Source organism: Flavobacterium sp. GL_143 (genome assembly GCF_057834355.1).
This window is the reverse complement of sequence record NZ_CM174401.1, coordinates 5,189,840-5,210,615: the sequence shown is the minus strand read 5'-3', so window position 1 is coordinate 5,210,615 and position 20,776 is coordinate 5,189,840. Positions and strand designations below refer to the sequence as shown.

Sequence of the window (20,776 nt, the reverse complement as noted above, 5' to 3'; positions counted from 1 at the left end):
TAAAATCATGAAAATCATAGCATTTGGAGGAAGTAACAGTCAGCATTCCATCAATAAAAAACTGGCAACATATGCTGCAAATCAATTTAATGATGCCAATATAGAAGTGTTGGATTTAAATGATTTTGCAATGCCTTTATTTAGCGTTGATGTCGAAAAAGAGATAGGGCAGCACCCAAAAGCAAAAGCTTTTCTTGGAAAATTGGCAGAAGCAGATATTTTGGTAGTTTCTATGGCAGAAAATAATGGGAATTATTCAGTTGCTTTTAAGAATGTTTTCGATTGGTGTTCGCGTATCGAGAAAGATGTTTTTCAGCACAAACCAATGCTGTTATTAGCTACATCGCCAGGAGGGAGAGGAGGAGCTTCAGTTTTAGAAATTGCCACAAAATTGTTCCCACGTTATGGTACCGAGATTAAAGCAAGTTTTTCATTGCCGAGTTTTAATGCTAATTTTGATTTAGAAGAAAATAAAATATCAAATACAGAGTTAGATAAAGAATTAAAAGACATTATTAAGTCTAGTTTTTAATCGATGACAATAAAAAAGATTGCTTTTATATTTCTTTTTCTGAATTATATTTTTCTCTATTCGGCATATTCACAAAAGTACAATGCGATTGATGATATTGTGCGGAAATACCCAAAACATTTTAGTTCGACAGAAGATTTAGCGACAAGAATTCAAAAAGATTTTACTTCAGAATATGATAAGGCGAGAGCTATTTATAGCTGGATTGCTTTAAATATAAAATATGATTACAAAGCGTATTTAAATCCGCAGAAGCCCGTACAATTTAGCTATAGAACTGAAGCTGAAAAGCAAAAACAAATAAAGTTAATAAAGGAAAAAACGTGGCAAAAGGCATTCGATTCTCAAAAAGCAGTTTGCGAAGGTTTTACGCTTTTGTATCAGCGTTTAGCTTCTTTGGTAGATTTGAAATCTCAAGTAATTAGAGGTGATTCCAAGCAATCATTGATAGATATTGGTCGGAAAAATTTGTTGACTAATCATTCATGGAATACTGTTTGGGTTGATGGAAAATGGATTTTGGTTGACGTTACTTGGGGGCAAGGTTATTATGATAGTAATAGAAAAGTAATGGTAAATTATTTTAACTCAGTTTACTTTGATACGGATCCAAAATACTTTTTTGCGAAGCATTTTCCTGATTCAGGAATGTATTTGGATCGTAAATTAAATCAGGAAGATTTTTTAAATGGCCCTTTAATTTCTGATAAAGCTATTGAAGAAGATCTCGAAATTTTAAGACCTGAATCAGGAATAATTAAAGCCAATGATGGTGATAAAATATCTTTCAAAATAAAAAATATTTCAAAATCGGATACATTTTTTTATTTAAAAAGAGGACAGCCAGTCAAAGTAGAAAATCCAAAAGAAGTAAGAGGAACTTTGGAATTTCAGATCACTTATGATAAAAAAACAGGCTCGTTTATTACTTTTTTTCTCTATCAAAATAGTGTTGCTTCTTTTAAAATAATTCCAAAGTAGAGATAATTAAAGATGTTTGTTTAAACAATTTTCTTTTTTTGTTGAATTGCCGTATATTAGCAATCAAGGTTTTTTAAAATTAATAAAGCAATTTGGGTATGGGGACAATCTTCCTAAAATCAATATTAGATAACGATTTCTATAAATTTACGATGCAGCATGCTGTAATAAAGCTGTTTCCTAAAGCTAAAGTACGGTATAAATTTATAAACAGAGGAAAGCATGCTTTTCCTCCGGGTTTTGCTGTTTTATTGCGTCATTCTGTTGAAGCAATGACAAAACTACAATTGACTCAAGAAGAGAAGTTATATTTAAAGAAACATTGTCCTTATCTAGACCCAACTTATTTGGATTTCTTACAAGGATATACTTTTGACGCTTCAGAGGTCGAGATAGAACAAGTTGGTTCCGAATTAGATATTACAATCGAAGGATTCTGGTACCGTACCATTTTATGGGAAGTCCCATTGATGGCTTTAATTTCGGAACTTTTTTATGCATCTCAGGATTTAGTGAGAATAGATGATAAAGCAGTTCAGGATATTACCAAAGCCAAAATTGAAAGTTATAATGCATTAGGAGCTTCAGTTTTAGAATTTGGTACAAGACGACGTCATTCGTATAAAGTACATACTTTGGTTAATGAAACATTAGCTCTTTTTGGTCAGGAAAGTTTTCTAGGTACAAGTAATGTGCATTTAGCAATGCTTAACGGTAAACGACCTTTAGGAACTCATGCGCACGAATGGTTTATGTTTCATGCGGCGCAATATGGGTTTAAAGTTGCCAATATAGTTGCGCTGGAGAACTGGACACAAGTTTACGGAGGTGATTTAGGAATTGCCTTGACAGATACTTATACTACAGATGTGTTTTTTGAGCAATTTGATAAAAAGTATTCCAAGCTTTTTGATGGAGTTCGACATGATAGTGGAGATCCAATTGAATTTGCTAAAAAAATTATTGCACATTACACAAAACTCGGAATCGATCCTAAGTCTAAAATCATAGTTTTTTCTGATTCATTAAACTTAGAAAAGGTAAAAGTGATATCAGATTTCTGTAAAGGCAAGATAAAAATGTCATTCGGAATTGGTACAAATTTCACCAATGATGTAGGCTTGCCAGCAATGAATATGGTTATAAAATTAACCGAAACGAAGCCAGATTTTACACATTGGGAAGGAGTTGTAAAACTTTCGGACGAAAAAAATAAAAATACGGGAACTCCCGAAATGATTGCTTTGGCAAAACAAGTTTTAGGTATTAAATCCTAAAATATTGTTTAAAAAGCAGTTTTTTTATAAAAATAATGAGTTTCTGTTTTTAATTTAAATAAATGCGTTTAAAAGATACTTTTATTGATAACTTTCAAAAGATTGACTTTCATTTTTTAAGGAGATATAGTACATTAGCAAAAAATCCAAAATTCATTTATGCTAGAGCAAAATCAATATAACGAAGATAATATTCGATCACTCGACTGGAAAGAACATATTCGTATGCGTCCCGGAATGTATATCGGGAAATTGGGAGATGGATCTTCACCAGATGATGGTATTTATATTCTTTTAAAAGAGGTTTTAGATAACTGTATCGATGAGTTTGTCATGGGTGCAGGAAAAACTATTGAAGTGACTATCAGAGATAAAACCGTTTCGGTTCGTGATTACGGCCGTGGAATTCCTCTAGGAAAAGTTGTTGATGTAGTTTCAAAAATGAATACAGGAGGGAAATATGACTCCAAAGCTTTTCAGAAATCAGTAGGTTTAAATGGAGTAGGAACCAAGGCAGTAAATGCACTTTCTAACTATTTTCGCGTAGAATCTGTTCGTGATGACAAACAAAAAGCAGCCGAATTTTCAGCAGGAAATTTGGTTCTTGAAGAAGATGTAATTGATACTACAAAACGAAAAGGTACAAAAGTAACTTTTGTTCCAGACGAAGCTATTTTTAAAAATTATAAATTCCGATTAGAATATGTAATAAAAATGGTTAAAAACTATTGTTACTTAAACAATGGCCTAACTATTATATTTAACGGAGAAAAATACATTTCTGAGAATGGTCTTAGAGATTTATTAGAAGAAACAATTAGTGCTGAAGATTTAGAATATCCAATTATCCATTTAAAAGATACGGATATCGAGATTGCTTTAACGCACAGTAAAACACAATATAGCGAGGAATACCACTCTTTTGTAAACGGACAAAATACAACGCAAGGAGGAACGCACTTAGCTGCTTATAGAGAAGCAATTGTAAAAACTATCCGTGAGTTTTACAATAAGAATTTCGAAGCGTCAGATGTACGTAAATCGATTGTGAGTGCGATTAGCATCAAGGTGATGGAACCAGTATTTGAATCTCAGACCAAAACCAAATTAGGTTCTATGGATATGGGATCTGATGATGGAACGCCGCCAGTATCAGTTCGTACTTTTGTAAATGATTTTGTAAAAAATAAATTAGATAATTATTTACATAAAAACCCTCCAACAGCCGAAGCTTTACTTCGTAAAATTTTGCAGGCGGAAAGAGAGCGTAAAGAACTATCTGGAATTAGAAAACTAGCTACAGATCGTGCTAAAAAAGCCAATCTGCATAATAAAAAATTAAGAGATTGCCGTGCGCATCTTCCAGATACAAAGAATCCTAGAAACTTAGAAAGCACCCTTTTTATTACCGAGGGAGATTCGGCTTCGGGATCTATTACCAAGTCACGTGATGTAAATACACAAGCAGTTTTTAGTTTGCGTGGTAAGCCTTTGAATTCCTACGGAATGACAAAGAAAATTGTGTATGAGAATGAAGAATTCAATTTACTACAAGCAGCTTTAGATATTGAAGACGGATTAGAAAAATTACGATATAACAATATTGTAATCGCAACCGATGCCGATGTCGATGGTATGCACATTCGCTTGTTGTTGATTACTTTTTTCCTGCAATTTTTCCCGGAATTAATAAAAGAAGGACATTTATATATCTTGCAAACACCACTTTTTAGGGTTCGAAACAAGAAAGAAACAATTTATTGTTATTCAGAAGAAGAGCGAAAAGCAGCAATCGAAAAATTAAAACCAAAACCAGAAATCACTCGATTTAAAGGTTTGGGAGAGATTTCGCCAGATGAGTTCAAGAACTTCATTGGAGAGACGATTCGACTAGATCCTATTATGATGGATAAAAACACATCGATAGAACAATTGTTATCTTTCTATATGGGTAAAAATACACCAGACAGACAAGAGTTTATTATCAAGAATTTGAAAGTGGAACTAGATGCTATAGAGGAGGAAGTTTAGTTTTTTAAATAAAATATATTGTCAACCGATCTTCAAAATAAAGTCATATTTCAACAAGTAGTTGAGTTATTGCAAAATGCTCGACAACAAGTTTTACGTACTGTAAATTCAACGATGACAATTACCTATTTTGAGATAGGAAGAATGATTGTTGAAGAAGAACAAAACGGAAAAGATAAAGCCGAATATGGAAAACAATTATTGAAAGGACTTTCTCAGCAATTGATTAAGGAATTTGGAAAAGGATTTTCAGTTGATAACCTACAGAATATAAGAAAATTTTATTTAGTGTATTCAATTTCCGAGACAGTGTCTAGTATTTTGGAAATTAAGAATTCCGAGACAGTGTCGCGGAATTCTAATGATTCAATTTCGTCATCGCTGTCGACGAATTTCAGAAATGAAAAAATGCAGATATTATCTTCGTTTTTTAAATTGACTTGGTCTCATTATGTTTTTTTAATGCGAATTGATGATGAAAAAGAAAGACTTTTTTACGAAATAGAATCAGAGAAACACAATTGGAGTGTTCGAGAATTAAAGCGACAGTATGATTCGGCACTTTATAGCAGATTATCATTAAGTCGTGATAAAGAAGGAGTTTTAAAATTATCAGAAAAAGGTCAGATCATTGAGAAACCTAAAGATATTATTAAAGATCCTTACATACTTGAATTTTTGGGATTGCCAGAATTACATCAATATTCAGAATTGCAATTAGAAGAAGAAATTATTAATAAACTAGAACATTTTTTACTAGAGTTAGGTCATGGTTTTACTTTCGTCGCAAGACAAAAAAGAATTACATTTGATGATAAACACTTTCGAATTGATTTAGTTTTTTATAATAGAATTTTAAAATGTTTTGTACTTATTGATTTGAAAATAGGTGAATTAAAACATCAGGATTTAGGTCAGATGCAAATGTATGTTAACTATTATGATAGAGAAATGCGTTTGGAGGATGAAAACAAAACTATTGGAATTATACTTTGCCAAAATAAAAGTGAGGCAGTAGTAAGATATACTTTACCAGAAAATAACGAGCAAATTTTTGCTAGTAAATATAAAACAGTGTTACCGAGTGTTGAGGTTTTAAAAGAACTCATCGAAAACAAATAATATTAAAATTATAATTTCGAATATAATTAAATGAAAGACGAAGAAGACGATAACATAATTCCAGATAACGAAGAAAATAATTCGGAGGATACTAATTCTTTTGATGACAATCAAGACGAGGAAGAATCTGAGGAAATTATCGAAGTAGATGCCAAATCTTTTGAAGGAGGACATTTTTACGATAATAACGATGGCGAAGGTGGTGATACCATCACCAAAGTTACCGGAATGTATAAAGACTGGTTCTTGGATTATGCTTCGTACGTAATTCTGGAACGTGCTGTTCCTGCTATCGAAGACGGATTTAAGCCCGTACAACGTCGTATTATGCACTCTCTTAAAGAGTTGGATGATGGTCGTTATAATAAAGTTGCCAATGTTGTAGGTCACACCATGCAGTATCACCCTCACGGAGACGCGAGTATTGGTGATGCAATGGTACAAATAGGTCAAAAAGATTTATTGATAGATTGTCAGGGAAACTGGGGAAATATCTTAACAGGAGATGGAGCTGCAGCTTCGCGTTATATTGAGGCACGTTTATCTAAATTTGCTTTGGAGGTTTTATACTCTCCAAAAATTACCGATTGGGGTGTTTCTTATGATGGTCGTCGTGCAGAACCGAATAATCTACCAGTAAAATTTCCTTTGCTTTTGGCACAAGGAGCCGAAGGTATTGCGGTTGGACTTTCTACGAAAGTATTGCCACATAACTTTAATGAATTAATCGATGCTTCGATAAAAATTCTTAAAGGAAAACCGTTTACATTATATCCTGATTTTATGACTCAGGGTATTGCAGATATTTCTAATTATAATGATGGACTTCGTGGCGGACGTGTTCGTGTACGTGCCAAAATTGCACAATTAGACAAGAATACACTTGTAATTACGCAAATTCCGTTTTCGACCAATACGACTACTTTAATTGATAGTATTTTGAAAGCCAATGAAAAAGGCAAAATCAAAATCAAGAAAATTGAAGATAATACTGCGGCAGATGTAGAGATTTTGATACACCTTTTTCCAGGAGTTTCACCAGACAAAACAATTGATGCTTTGTTTGCGTTTACAGCCTGCGAAACTTCTGTAGCGCCTTTAGGTTGCGTTATTGAGGATAATAAACCATTGTTTATTGGTGTTTCAGCAATGTTGAAGATTTCTACGAATAGAACTGTCGATTTGCTTCGACAAGAGCTAGAAATTCAATTAGAGGAATTAAAAAATAAATGGCATTTCTCTACTTTAGAGAAAATCTTCATTCGAGAGGAAATGTACATTGATTTCAAATTATATTCAGATAGAGAATCGTTGTATAAATATTTATATGACCGATTTGAACCTTTCAAGAAATCATTCGTAAGAGAAATTCACGATGATGATTTACAGCGTTTGACTCAAATTCCGATGATACGTATTACCCGTTTTGATTCTGATAAAGCCGATGATTTTATCGCTAAGTTAGAAGATGAAATGAAGGAAGTAGAATACAATCTGGAAAACTTAACAGATTTTGCTATTGCTTATTTTACCAGATTAAAAGAGAAATATGGTAAAGGTCGTGAACGTCAGACCGAACTTCGTGTTTTTGATAATGTTGAGGCTACAAAAGTAGTTTTACGTAACACAAAGCTTTATGTAAACCGCGAAGAAGGTTTTGTTGGAACTAGCTTGAAAAAAGATGAGTATTTAACTGATTGTTCGGATATTGATGATGTGATTGTATTTTTACGAGATGGTAAAATGATAATTACAAAAGTTGATTCTAAGACATTTGTGGGTAAAGATATCATACATGTTGCTATTTTTGATAAAAGCGATAAACGTACAATTTACAATATGATGTATCGTGACGGAAAATCAGGACCTTCATATATAAAACGTTTTAATGTTTCGGGAGTTACACGTGATAAAGCGTATGATTTAACCAATGAAACTACAGGTTCGCAAGTAGTTTATTTTTCGCATAATCCAAACGGAGAAGCCGAAGTAATAACTATTTTACTGCGTCAGGTTGGAACGATTAAAAAATTGAAATTCGATATTGATTTTGCCAAATTAGCTATTAAAGGAAGAGCTTCAAAAGGAAATTTGGTAACCAAATATCCAATTAAGAAAATCGAACTTAAAGAGAAAGGAATCTCTACTTTATTACCAAGAAAAGTTTGGTTTGATGATACTGTAAAGCGTCTTAATGTAGATGCACGTGGAGAATTGTTAGGAGAATTTAAGCCAAGTGATAAAATATTAATCATTAGCCAGACAGGAAAGCTGAAGGTGATTATTCCAGAATTATCAACTCATTTTGATGAAGACATGATTGTTTTGGAAAAATGGAATCCTAAAAAGCCAATTTCAGCTATTTATTTTGATGGGGAAAAAGAACGTTACTATATTAAGCGTTTCTTGATTGAGACTGAAAATAAAGAAGAATGTTTTATTACTGAACACCCTAATTCTCAGCTAGAGATTGTTGCGACTGATTATCGCCCTGTAGTCGAATTAGTTTTCGCTAAGGTAAAAGGAGTTCAAAAAGATAATTTGTATGTAGATATCGAAGATTTTATTGCTGTAAAAGGCTTTAAAGCATTAGGGAATCAATTAACAAGTGATAAGATAAAACAAGTTAATCTGTTAGATCCATTACCATACGAAGAACCTAAAGAAGAAGTTCCTGAAAAACCAGAACTATCTGATGATGATTCAGTTGAAACAGAACTAGACGATGATGGACAAATCGGATTGGTTTTAGATTAAAATAAAAGTGAAAAACCGTTAAGAGATGCTTAACGGTTTTTTTGTTCTATTTTTTTTGTAATTGTTAGAAGAGGGTCAATAAAAGTTTTATTCTGCTATCATTGTGACTTATTAAGGAAAATTTATTGGCTTTTAATTGTATTATTTACATGAATAATTTAAAAGCTAAAACCAATGAAAAAAATAATATACTTATTAAGTACTGTTTTATTAGTGTTCACTTCTTGTTCTGGAAATGGAGATGATGAAATAGTTAAAGATCCTATAGGAGTTGTTGTTGAAAGTAAAGAGGTAACAATTGCTTCTGCAAGTCCTTTAAGTGCTAAGAAGAATACACTTATAACTATAAAAGGGACTAATTTAAGCACAAGTATTTCTGATATTAAGATCTTTTTTGGAAATAAAGAAGCATCAATACAATCTATTAAAGATGATGAAATAGTTGTATTAGTACCAAATAAAGTAACAGATGGAACTATTAAAATTGCTTTAAAACAAAAAGATTTTGTTTTAAAAGGTTTTGAATATATTCCAACAGCTACAGTAAGTTATGTTAGAAGACTGACAGATTATTCATTATATGCTAATCAGATAGCAATTGATAAAATCGGGAATATTTATATGACACTTGGCTATACGGAACAAATAGATAAATTATCTCCAAAAGGCGAGTATTTTAGTAATATCGCTGAATTTACGGGATATGCAGCCGCTATTACTACCGACAATAACAATAATGTTTATGTAAGTGATATAAATGGATATCTTTATATGATTACACCATCGGGAGAAAAGACTAATGTCTATACAAATACTGGAAATCGTGTCAGGTCTGGTAGTTCAACTGGTATGTGTTTTGATAGTAAAAATAATTTATTTATTGCAGAGTTTTCTAATAATAGGATTCTTAAATTTTCGTCATTAGGTGTACTAAGTATATTCACTGGAGATGGTTCTGGGTCTGTAGATGGTAATATAAATGTGGCAAAATTTGGCGGACCAAGCGGCATTGTTTTTGATAAAGATGATAATATGTATGTATCTGAATATAAGTATAATAAGATAAGAAAAATATCTTCAAATGGGATTGTTAGTACTTTAGCAGGATCTGCCGTTCGTGGACGTAAAGACGGGGTAGGTTCTGAAGCAACGTTTAATGGACCAAGAGGAATAACAATCGATAAGAGCAATAATTTGTTTATTACGGATAGTGATAATAATGCAATAAGAATGGTCACTTCGAAAGGAAAAGTTACAACAATTTCTGGTGGATCGTATGGCAATAAAAATGGAATAGATCTTGAGGCAGAATTTGCAAATCCTAGAGGAATTGCTATAAATCCTGAAGGAATATTATTCGTTGGAGATATTGGTAATGACGAATTAAGAAAAATTGTTATAGAATAATTATAAAGAATGTTTTTATTAAGGATTATTTTAAAAACGTAGATCAGAGTATTTTGAAGGATAGTAATTTCTGCGAAAATTAGGGAGAACAAGTTGAGAACGTTATTACTGAAGTAACCAGCATGTTCAAAGATTAGTTTCTGCTTCGTACTTAATTCGGGAGTGTATAAGATCCATTACCATACGAAGAACCAAAAGAAGAAGTTCCTGAAAAACCGGAACTATCCGATGATGATTCAGTTGAAACAGAACTAGATGATGATGGACAAATCGGATTGGTTTTAGATTAAAAGATTATTTTTAGAAATATAAACACAAAAAAAACGCTAAGTAAATCTTAGCGTTTTTCATTTATAATAAATGGGAATTAAATTAATTTTCAGAGTTAATTAATACTTCCTCTTTAATCCATTTTACCTCGTCATTTTCGATAACGACAATCATTTTATCGCCATCTTTTACTTCACCAGAAATTATTTTCTTGGCCAATGGTCTTCTTAAATGACTACGAATAATACTTTTAATAGGTCTTGCACCGTATTTGGCATTATATCCATTTTCTGCTAGATATAGTTTGGCTTCCATAGGAATTTCAACAGTTATATTGATGTTTTTAAGTAAATCCATGAACTCTTTTTTGAGGTGGATTTCAAATATCTTCAATGCGTTTTCTTTGCTAATAGGAGCAAAAGGAACAATTTCGGTTAATCGTCCTAAAAATTCAGGTCTAAAATAATTCCCCATAATTTCCATTAAGGAAGTTGAAGTTGGAATTTTACCACTATTAAAAGTTTCTACAATATGATCTGCACCAATATTTGAGGTAAAAAGGATAATAGCATTTGAGAAATCGCCTTCTTTACCTAATCGATCATGAAGTTTTCCTTCGTCCATAATTTGCAAAAACACATCATATACAGAAGTATGTGCTTTCTCGATTTCATCAAATAATACGATTGAATATGGTTTTTGTCTTATTTTGTTCACCAATAATCCACCTTCTTCATAACCCACATATCCCGGAGGTGCTCCATAAAGTAATGCTGCGGAGTGCTCTTCTTTAAATTCGGACATATCAAAACGGATAATAGCATTTTCATCCTGAAAAAGGAACTCGGCCAAACTCTTTGCAAGTTCTGTTTTTCCTGTTCCTGTAGGTCCTAAAAAGAAAAATGATGCAATAGGTTGTCCAGCTTTACTTAAGCCTGATCTTGACTCTAAGATAGATCCTGCAACTGTAGCAATACAATGGTCCTGACCAATAACTCTTCGGCCTAAAACTTCTTCGATATTGTTTAATTTTTGCTTTTCTTCCTCTTTTAGTTTTCCAGCAGGAATACCAGTTTTTTGAGCAATAATAAGCGATAAATCAAAAGCTTCGATATGTACACGTTTGTCTAAAGCTCTTTCTTCAAGTGTACTTATTAGGCTTTCGATATGGTTGATGATAGACTCAGATGTTTCAAATACTTTGTTGTCATTTTGTTCATCAACAACCATCAAAAATGTTGTCTTATTGATTAAATCGGTAAGGAACCAGTTTGATTCTTTTATTAATTGTTCTTCAGATAAACCAGCATCATTTTGCTTTAAAAGCTCTAATTTATCAAGAATTGATTGTTTTTCTTTAAGAAAAGTTTCGCCAGACGTTTTTAAAACCGACATCGTATGGTCGATAAGATTAATAGCCGATTCTGGTAGACTTTTTTCTTTTAAATATCTTTTGGATAATCGAATGGACTCTGTAATAGTCTCATCATCGATTTGTATTTTATGATGTTCCTGATATGTTTTAATGGACTCGCGAATCATTCGAAATAAAGTGTCATCATCAGATTCTTCTAGTTTTACAATCTCAAACATACCAGATAAACCTTGTTCTTTTTCAATTCTTTTGGTGTATTCATCGATTGTCGATGTAGCAATAATGTTTAATCCTTTAGCTAATTCGCCTTTTAAAACATTAGAAACGCCTGAATCGCCACCATTTTTATCTAGTAGTATATGAATTTCTTCGATGATAAGAATCGCTTTAGGAAACTGTCTTAGTTCCTGAATACAATTCTTTAATCTATCCTCGATTTCGCCTTTATAAGAAGCTCCAGCGATTAGGGATGATAAATCTAGTTCAAAGAGTTGTACTTTATTTAAAACATCTGGAACTTGATTTGAGATTACATTTTGAACAAGTGTATCTATTAAAATTGATTTTCCAATACCTCGATCACCAATTAACAATACATTGGGTTTAGAGAATCGACAAAGAATTTCTTTAATCGTGTTTAATTCTGTTTCACGACCAATAGCAACTATCCTTTTTTTCTTTTTTTCGAGGTTTTTATGAATGCAATATTTGCCTAAAAAGCCTTTTTTAACTTCTTGTTTGGCAATGTTTTGGTCTTGAGGTATATTAGTTTGGTCTTCTAGTAATTCGTTTCGGGAAATAGGATAAGTTTTCATCTGGTCGAAATTAAAACCTACTCCAGGTGAACTTAAGGCAACTATAATGGCATAAAGAGTAATTTCATCTTCATTTAATATAGCTCTTACCGATTCTGCTTCTTTGATGATTTCATCAATTACATCGCTCGGCTCTGCATTAAGAACTTGACTTGTTTTAGGTTCATCTTCCATTCGAACTTCTGCCCATTCGTCAAGATAATAAACATCTTTCCCCATTGTTTCAAGTTGTTTTAAAAGAGATAAATCTCTGTTTAAAATAGCTTTTAATAAATGGGCTGCCGAATAATATTTGTTTGAATTGGTTTTAGCAATTTTTCTTGCTATTTCAAATGCACTTAGTAATTCTACGCTGAAAATGTTTTTTTCTTCTTCCATACTATTTTAATCTTTAGACCAGATCAAGTATTTTTTTACTTTATAGCTAATATTTAGTCCCTTAATGCAATTATTTTGTTTGTCTTTGTTTAATCGTATTGATTCTATTTTTATTTTTTTCCCTTTAATAGCAGCACATAATTGTGAAAAAGTCAACAATTCTTTATCATTTTTTACAATCGGAATATCAAGATCATCACATAAATATTCAGAGAAATCATCTTTGACTTTGCTACCTTCAGCAACTTTAGTTAATAAAATTTCAAACTGATCTTCGGATACTTTTGGAGCCTTTTTTATTGCGCTAATACTATCTTTTTGAGTTTTAGTTTTTGGGGCAACAGGTACATATTGTAACATGTCTTCCAGAGGGTCTTTTTTAACAGAACCCCTTGGTAATGAAAAAGCTTCTGCCTTTTTTTCATATTCATACGAGGTAACATCCAGCGGATTTGTTTTCTTAATTACTCTGGTATGCACATAAATTGTTTTTTTGGCAACGGTGCTAAAATCTCCATTTATGATAAGTGTAATTGTTTTTTCGCCCGGAGTTGAAAAAGTGTATACTGGATTTGCCGAAGTTTCGTCGATTCCTCTTCTATTTTCTCCAAATGACCACTCCCATGTTCTAGCATCATCAGACTCGGATCTAAAATAAGTAGGTTGCCCTGCGGTGATTATTTTTGGGACAATAATTTGTGGAGTTCCAAATTTATCTGTGGCATATTTATCCTTAATTATGAGTTCTCGTGTGTGGACACAATTGCCATTTATGGTTAGTGTCACCTTATATTTTCCTGGTTTTTTATAGACATGAAAGGTATGTCTTCTTACATCTAGTAAAGACCCATCTCCAAAATCCCATTCCCATGTTTTTGCATTATGGGTTCGGTCATAAAACTCAATGGATTCCTCGCTTTGCGAGTGATCTGAGAAAATGTAAAGCTTAACATCTTCGCAGTCTACATGGTTGAAAAACTGGACTATAAACGCAACTATTCCTATCAATAATAAAACTGCAAAGAAGAATATAACCCTAATGTCGATGTTTTTTTTATTCATTTTTTATTTTTAAGAATTCACAAAAGTCAGAATATATTTTATAAAGTTACTCGCAAAAATAGTTTTTATTATTTTAAGATTCCAAGAATTATTACTATAAAATTTACAAAAAATAATTTGTATTCTTACAGAATAATTTATTACGTTTGTAACCTTGTGATTGTGGATGTGATAAATTCATAATAAAAGAACCAGGCTAACAAATACCACAACAGTTAGTTTTTGGAAACTGAAAAATGATGTTTTATTTCATTTTTTAGAAGCAATAGATTTATTTAAAAAAATATAAAAATGCCTTAAAGTAGTATTTTTATGACTTATTGAAATTGATTTTAATTTTATTGCAATCTATATTGCAGTATTAAAATTTGAGAATAAATTTAAAAACCATAAAATCTGAAGATGTCGCATTGTTTGAAATAAGATGGACATTTTAAGAAAATTATAATAAAAATAATTCAAGTTAACAAATACCACAACAGTTAGCTTTTTACGATTGATAGATTTCAATAATTGAAAATCTATAGCCACTGATTTCTTTGAATCAGGGTAAAATAATATTTTATATTTTTTTTAATGAAGCAAGTAATTTTATTAATACTAGCAATATTGCTACATACAGAATGCAGGAGTCAGAGTTATATTTCTCAGATTCCCTTTAAATATGATTATTCCTTGGATTTGCTAAAAAAGCAATCTCATATGGAAGAAGCAGGATTAAAGAATAAAACTGTTGTAAATGATAATTCAGAAAATTTAAGTGATGCTACTTTAGCCTTAAAGGAGAAGTATTCGATAGTTCTTGCTGTAACTCCTAATAAAATAACGAATTACAATTTGTATGGGTATATCGATACTTGGATTAATACGCCGTACAAAGAAAAAAGCTTTTCGAAAAAAGGAATCGATTGTTCTTATTTCCTGCAATCCCTGTATAGTGATGTTTATAAAGTAACACTTCCTAAAGATCCTGCTGGAATGTGGAAATCTAAAGCAATTCAGATTTTTACAGGACGAAGTTTTTTGGCAGAAGGGGATTTAGTTTTTTTTCGATACGATAAAGATCATCCTATCTCGGATGTTGGTTTATACCTTCATAACGATAGGATTTTGGCATGTACAGATAAAGGATTGGCGATTTATAATTTCAATGACGAATATTTTCAATTGCGCTATATAGGAGCAGGAAGAATCAATGAAGATGCAAAGAAGAAATAAACAGTCTCTTGAAACTTTGGTAAAAGAAATAGAGAGTATTTCTTATGATATCAGAGCCGAAATTATAGCCAATGAGCTTATTGAGAGCAATAATGTTGTCTCTGAAGAAATTATAATTTCTAACAGAGGACAATTCTCAAGAGCGTATAGGAGTGATGTTTTAGGCGCAACGATCCAGGATGATAACTACGATAAACAGGAATATCTTAACATATTCTTGTCTAGAGATAGTATTTATGATGCGCTACCAGAGGGTTATGTTCATAGTTTGAGTGAGAACAATACTGATAAGTCTGTTCGGCAAATGATAAAAGAGCATAAGCATCAGAAAAAACAAGAAGCCGAAGCTCGTAATTTTTTTATTCCTTTTGAAAATGAAATTTTTCATTATAGGACTAAGATAGAAAGTGTTGAGAGAGATTTTTTATACAAATTAAACGGAAGCAAACCACTAGATTTTTTTTATGATTTCTGGGGTTTGCCACATATTTACCCAGCAGTTTTGGTGTCTAAGTTTATTCAGCTTTTGCCATACGCTTATAAGATTGTTGGTGATATTGATTTAGCATGCCGATGTTTAGGCAGTATTATAGAAGAAAAAGTACAATATAAAATAACAAGTTCTAAAGAATATAGTGATGAGAGTCAGCAAATTAATTTAGGAGAAAATAGATTGGGTGTCGATTTTATTTGCGGTAACAAGTATATGGATTACTCCATGAATGTAACCGTCGAGATAGGACCTATAATCAATAAGCCTTTTCAAGATTATATCCATGAAGGCGGGGTTAAAAAATTTATAGATTGTTTTTATGAGCATTTTTTTCCAATGGAAGTTGAACTTAAAACAATCTTATTAATGAATGAAGAAACAGAAGCATTTAATTTTAGTAAACAGCCTGTGTTGGGATATTCAACACGAATTTAGAAATGATAAAAAAACATTTAACAGCGCTTATAGATATTAGGCTCATTGTATTTCTGGTTGTAATTATAGCAGTAAGTGTTATTCTTACAATGGTATTTAGTGATAAAATAAAAGAATTTGCAGTAAAATATAAGAAGAAATTCTATATCTATATATTTTCATTTGTGCTTATTTACGCATTAGTAGCCTTCTTGGGTTATAATAAGTTATTTACAGAATTATCTGATGAATTTCTGTTTTATCAAATAGCTTCTTTATTGTTTGGATGTCTTCATGTTTATTTATATAGATGGTATTTTGAAGAATTTAATGTCAAATCTGTTGGTATTGAATTGTTGTTTTCTTTATTAATTATTCTGTATTCAAGTGTTCTGTTTATAATTATTTATACAGCACTTAATGGTATTGGGCTTACTTTCTTAATGTGTTCACACTTCTTAGTGTTTATTGTTCCTACTGGAATTTATGCAGTATTTAATTATATGATGCAAATACCACCCAAAGAATATGTTACCTGGAAAATACGTGAGGGAAATAATCCATATCCTGAGATTGATGGGGTAGAAATGAAAGATTTATTACTTATAACCTTATTGATTCAAAAAAATGAAGATAGCCTTGTATATACATCTCTTAGATCTAAGGGTCCTGTAAGAATCGATTTTGGTAATTTATTTTATCATACTGTTTCGGGGTATAATGACCATAATAGCGAAAGTAAAATTGATTTACATGATAGTGATGGAGGGAATTCTAATTGGGTATTTTTTCTGCAGCCCAAATGGTATCAAAGTGCTAAGTATGTTGATGCTAAATATACTTTGGGAATGAACGGTATTACTGAGAATTCGGTAATTATTTGTAAAAGACAAAAAGAAAAAATAGTAGGGACCTCTGGTAAAAAGAATGAAGATGATCAAGCGGTATATGGTGTAGGTAGTGATAACGGAAAATCCGCATCAGGAAAATCTGCCAAAAGTGAAAATAAGGCGACACAACTCAATTAAAAAATTATGATAGAAAAATTAAATCATTTTCCTGTTAACTGGATTGATGGGATGAAGATAAATAAAAGTCATTTCTTATCGATGCAGGATAATGTTTCTGAATTAGTAAGTGATGCAATAGGTATTCATACAACACCTATGAGTTATGGACTACTTGATTTGGGGAATCAGAATAGAGAATCAACAAAAATTACATTAGGAATAGATAATCATAAACTACTTCGTGTACGTGTAGAAGAATGTCATGCGATTACCCCAAATGGATCCAGAATTGAAATAAGTAAGAGTCATACAGATACATTGGATTTGCAAGTTCCATACCCAGAAGATACTTATCAGATAAAAGATGGAGAACAATTGGTATTACTTGCTTGTATATCTGTTAATTCTATGAAAAGGATTCCTTTTGGAGAACCTGATCCAGAAGAAGTACCACCTAGATATCCATATTCACAGCCAGAATATAAACTTCATTTAATTAAAGCAGAAGATTTTCGTTCAGGAATAGGGTATGGAGGTTTTTATCTGGCTATTGGTAAGGTTTTAGTTGGAGATACTACAATTCTTGATGATGCTTATATTCCGCCATCTATGACTGTAGCTTGTCATCCAAAATTAGTTGACATGCAAGCACAAATTGCGCGGTCATTTGGACAGATTGAAGTTTATTCGGTACAGATTGCTCAAAAAATAAACCGAATTCAGCAAACAGGTCTTCTTGCTAATGCAATGTTGCAGTTGGCAGATAATACTGCCTATTTTTTAGGAAATTGTCTTACGCAGTTTCATTGGGTTTCATTGTATCAACATCCGTCATCGATGTTAAGTACAGTGGTATCTTTCGCCAGAGTGATGAAAAATTTCATTGATTCAAAATCTGGAGCAGGGAAAGAAGAGTTGTTAAATTATTTTGCTGAGTGGTGTGATCTTTCACAAGGTGATTTAGAGACATTATTTACGTCACTTATCAATACAGGCTATAATCATGTATATATAGATAAAACAGCTACACCTACGATGAATTTCTTAGTCAAAATAGAGAAATTGTTCGAGACTTTAAGTAAGCTGGATTATATAGGTAAGAAAAAAGAAAATATTGAATTATTTGTTGCCGAAACAGATAAAAAAGATATTGTTCATAACCCAAAACGTCATGGTTTTTTTATAAAAGATTAAAAATAAATAGAAATAATAAATAATGGAAGTATTAAACAAATCAGAACGCCAGAAAGCATTTATAGCTTTTCTAGTAGCCTTTATTCTAACTTTTGCAGTGATGTTAATTGCAGTATCATTTAATTTTTATATGCCTATGGCTGAAAATAAAATGCTTAAAGCAGAGAATGAAATGATGAAAAGAGAATACGATTATCAAACTAATTTTTCGGTAAAAATTGATAGTATCAGGATGACTGTAGATTCTATTAATTCGCCAAAAGTAGATAATGATTTTCAGCAACGTTTGGCAAATGTAATGATAGCCAATATTTACCAGAAAATCCCAAGGGATACTACAGAGAATAAAAAACTATATAATAATGTTATTCTAGCTTATAAAAATATTATTGATTATAAAAAACAAATCAGGAGTCTTACACATAATTCTCATTTAATAGATAGTTTGAACCAATCGGCCAAAACATATAAAGAAGAGTTGGAAAAAGTTAGCAGAGATTTAGATGTTTGTCGTCAAATTTATCAAAATCAATAGGCTAAGAGTTTAAAAAAAAACGCGAATTAATAAACTAATCATTTAAAATTTAAAATTATGTTATCAAATTATGGAATTGGAGGTAATGAAGTAAAATTAGATGCAGATGAAGCAATCATTGCAATCCCTCAAAACAGAACACTTGTTGCTCAAAAATTAACAGTTGATGCACCTGTAAAACCAGAATTAGTAGAAGGAATTACAAGCATAGAAAAAGCATTTGAGCATTTTAAACCAGAGGTAAAAGTAAATTTTGAAACTGTAGATGGTGCTACTAAAGTAGAAGCTTTAAAATTTAAAAATTTAGGTGATTTTGGTATAAAAGGTATTACAGGACAAAGTAGCTTTTTATCTGATTTGGAAACAGAGAAAGATCAATATCAAAAAATTATTCGTCAGTTAAAATCGAATAAAATTTTGAAGGCAGCATTAGAAGATGCTGATGCTAAAAAAGCATTATTAGAAAGTCTTGGAACTCTGATTAATGAATTGAAAGAGAATAAATAAGAAATTTTAAAAAAATAGAAAGCATGTCAAATAAAGAAGCATATAAAAGTAATGACGTTGATACAGCAGTATTAGAACGTAAAGTAACAGGAGGTTCTTCTATTGAAAAAAACATTGAAAAACTAGCTAAATACGGTGGGTTTGATTTGTTGGAAATGTCTATTGAAGGAATTCAAAATCTTAATCCGGAAAGAAAAGCAAGAAGAAAAATTTTTCTTGGAGAAGTAAACAAAGCCAAAGAAAGAGAAACACTTAAAAAGACATTAGAGCTTTGGACTTCGGTTTTAAGCAATAATGAAGCTTTGACTGATATGGTGGCTCAAAGTGAAGATAAAGCTAAAGAATCTGAAGCGTTATTAAAAAAGAACTTGATTAAAGCTGTTGAAGATACAAGAGAAATTGAAGCAGCATATAGAACGGTTGCTTTATTTTTCAAAAATACCGAAACAGATAAAGTAAAGAATGTTACTATCGTAAATGCTGATTTAGAGCAATTAAAAGACCTAGATAATACTCGTTTTATTGATGCAATTCACTCAGAGTTAGTAGATAATTATGATCGTTTAGATCTTAAAAATAACTATGGTATTCTTGTTATTCCTGGTTATTTAGGATCAAATAAAGTAATTGAAAAATGGGCAAAAATTGCACATGAGAACAAAGTAATGTTGGTTACAGATTTTGAGCATTTAGATGAACCGGATGATGTAATGGAAATGTTTGATGCTGCTTCTTTAACAGGAGGAGATGTGTACCGCTCAAATGTAATTATGACATGTAACTGGTTGGTAGGACGCGGAAGATTTGATCAATTAGGTGAAAATGAAGATTTACATATTGCTCCATCTGCAGCGCTAGCTGGTAAAATATACAAAACATTAATGTCTCAGGTTACTGCTGGTAAAAAATTCGGTGGTATCAATGAAGTTGATGGAGTAAAATTTGACCTTAAGAAAAGTGAAATTGCAAATCTTGAAAACTTAGGATTAGTTCCTATGGTAAATGAGTATGGCAAAGTGATGGCTTTCTCAGCTAAAACATTATTTAGCGGAGACAATTTAGGATTACAAACGTATTCAGTAGTTCGTGTTTTTGATTACGTAACAAAAGTATTAATGGATTTTCTTAATCGTCGTGCTTTCGAAAACTTTACAGCCAAAACTCGTAAAGAAATAATGAATCAAATTGTTGCTTTCCTTGATGGTATAACAGGACCAGACAAATTGATTGAGAACTTCGAGATTCGCAGATTCGAACAAGATCCAATTCAAAAAGACAGAATATATATGGATATCCATATGAAACCATATTTTCCAGCCAAAAATTTCCTTATAAAAATGGATGGCCAAAAAGGAGATGATGGAACAGAGTGGGATACAGATTACGAACAAAAATAGT

At 31.7% G+C, this 20,776-nt stretch carries 16 protein-coding genes; 14 read left to right on the top strand and 2 right to left on the bottom strand.

Annotated elements, in window-relative coordinates; all coding sequences use genetic code 11:
- Positions 1–7: 7 nt before the first annotated feature.
- From AC3IPI_RS22030 to AC3IPI_RS22000, 7 genes are all read left to right on the top strand, one after another.
- The gene (locus AC3IPI_RS22030; RefSeq protein WP_489155770.1) at positions 8–532 is read left to right on the top strand and encodes an NADPH-dependent FMN reductase; all 525 of its coding nucleotides are present in this window, start codon (positions 8–10) and stop codon (positions 530–532) included.
- 3 nt (positions 533–535) lie between these two features.
- The gene (locus tag AC3IPI_RS22025) at positions 536–1,513 is read left to right on the top strand and encodes a transglutaminase domain-containing protein (protein ID WP_489155768.1); all 978 of its coding nucleotides are present in this window, start codon (positions 536–538) and stop codon (positions 1,511–1,513) included.
- A gap of 98 nt (positions 1,514–1,611) precedes the next feature.
- A complete protein-coding gene (pncB, locus tag AC3IPI_RS22020; protein ID WP_039117163.1) occupies positions 1,612–2,790 on the top strand; it encodes a nicotinate phosphoribosyltransferase in 1,179 nt (392 codons plus the stop codon).
- A 159-nt stretch (positions 2,791–2,949) separates the two neighbouring features.
- A complete protein-coding gene (locus tag AC3IPI_RS22015) occupies positions 2,950–4,821 on the top strand; it encodes a DNA topoisomerase IV subunit B (protein ID WP_039112671.1) in 1,872 nt (623 codons plus the stop codon).
- A gap of 18 nt (positions 4,822–4,839) precedes the next feature.
- Positions 4,840–5,943 (top strand): PDDEXK nuclease domain-containing protein, encoded by a 1,104-nt coding sequence (locus AC3IPI_RS22010; RefSeq protein ID WP_489155765.1) that lies wholly within the window; start codon positions 4,840–4,842, stop codon positions 5,941–5,943.
- Positions 5,944–5,973: 30 nt separating this feature from the next.
- On the top strand, positions 5,974–8,700 hold the full coding sequence (locus tag AC3IPI_RS22005; RefSeq protein WP_489155763.1) for a DNA gyrase/topoisomerase IV subunit A: 2,727 nt from the start codon (positions 5,974–5,976) through the stop codon (positions 8,698–8,700).
- A 174-nt stretch (positions 8,701–8,874) separates the two neighbouring features.
- A complete protein-coding gene (locus AC3IPI_RS22000) occupies positions 8,875–10,107 on the top strand; it encodes an IPT/TIG domain-containing protein (protein WP_489155761.1) in 1,233 nt (410 codons plus the stop codon).
- A 372-nt stretch (positions 10,108–10,479) separates the two neighbouring features.
- Here the strand turns inward: AC3IPI_RS22000 and AC3IPI_RS21995 are convergent, their stop codons facing one another.
- Both AC3IPI_RS21995 and AC3IPI_RS21990 read right to left on the bottom strand, forming a co-directional pair.
- Complete coding sequence (locus AC3IPI_RS21995) at positions 10,480–12,945, bottom strand: AAA family ATPase (protein WP_489155759.1); 2,466 nt, start codon at positions 12,943–12,945, stop codon at positions 10,480–10,482.
- 6 nt (positions 12,946–12,951) lie between these two features.
- Entirely contained in the window at positions 12,952–14,007 is a 1,056-nt protein-coding gene (locus AC3IPI_RS21990) for a PKD domain-containing protein (protein ID WP_489155757.1), read from the bottom strand.
- Positions 14,008–14,583: 576 nt separating this feature from the next.
- Here AC3IPI_RS21990 and AC3IPI_RS21985 point away from each other — a divergent pair.
- From AC3IPI_RS21985 to AC3IPI_RS21955, 7 genes are read left to right on the top strand one after another with little or no spacing between them, the layout of a single operon-like run.
- Positions 14,584–15,225, top strand: a complete 642-nt coding sequence (locus AC3IPI_RS21985; RefSeq protein WP_086895174.1) for a C40 family peptidase — start codon at positions 14,584–14,586, stop codon at positions 15,223–15,225.
- On the top strand, positions 15,209–16,153 hold the full coding sequence (locus AC3IPI_RS21980) for a hypothetical protein (RefSeq protein ID WP_242667475.1): 945 nt from the start codon (positions 15,209–15,211) through the stop codon (positions 16,151–16,153). The genes AC3IPI_RS21985 and AC3IPI_RS21980 overlap by 17 nt, the downstream gene beginning before the upstream one ends.
- 2 nt (positions 16,154–16,155) lie before the next feature.
- Positions 16,156–17,160, top strand: a complete 1,005-nt coding sequence (locus AC3IPI_RS21975) for a TssN family type VI secretion system protein (RefSeq protein ID WP_489155754.1) — start codon at positions 16,156–16,158, stop codon at positions 17,158–17,160.
- A gap of 6 nt (positions 17,161–17,166) precedes the next feature.
- Positions 17,167–18,336, top strand: coding sequence for a hypothetical protein (locus AC3IPI_RS21970; RefSeq protein ID WP_086895172.1), 1,170 nt, complete (start codon positions 17,167–17,169; stop codon positions 18,334–18,336).
- Between the two features lie 22 nt (positions 18,337–18,358).
- The gene (tssO, locus tag AC3IPI_RS21965) at positions 18,359–18,871 is read left to right on the top strand and encodes a type VI secretion system TssO (protein ID WP_086895171.1); all 513 of its coding nucleotides are present in this window, start codon (positions 18,359–18,361) and stop codon (positions 18,869–18,871) included.
- Between the two features lie 57 nt (positions 18,872–18,928).
- A complete protein-coding gene (locus AC3IPI_RS21960) occupies positions 18,929–19,378 on the top strand; it encodes a hypothetical protein (protein WP_086895170.1) in 450 nt (149 codons plus the stop codon).
- Positions 19,379–19,401: 23 nt separating this feature from the next.
- Positions 19,402–20,775: a DUF5458 family protein gene (locus AC3IPI_RS21955; RefSeq protein ID WP_086895169.1), complete on the top strand. Its 1,374-nt coding sequence runs from the start codon at positions 19,402–19,404 to the stop codon at positions 20,773–20,775.
- Position 20,776 lies beyond the last annotated feature (1 nt).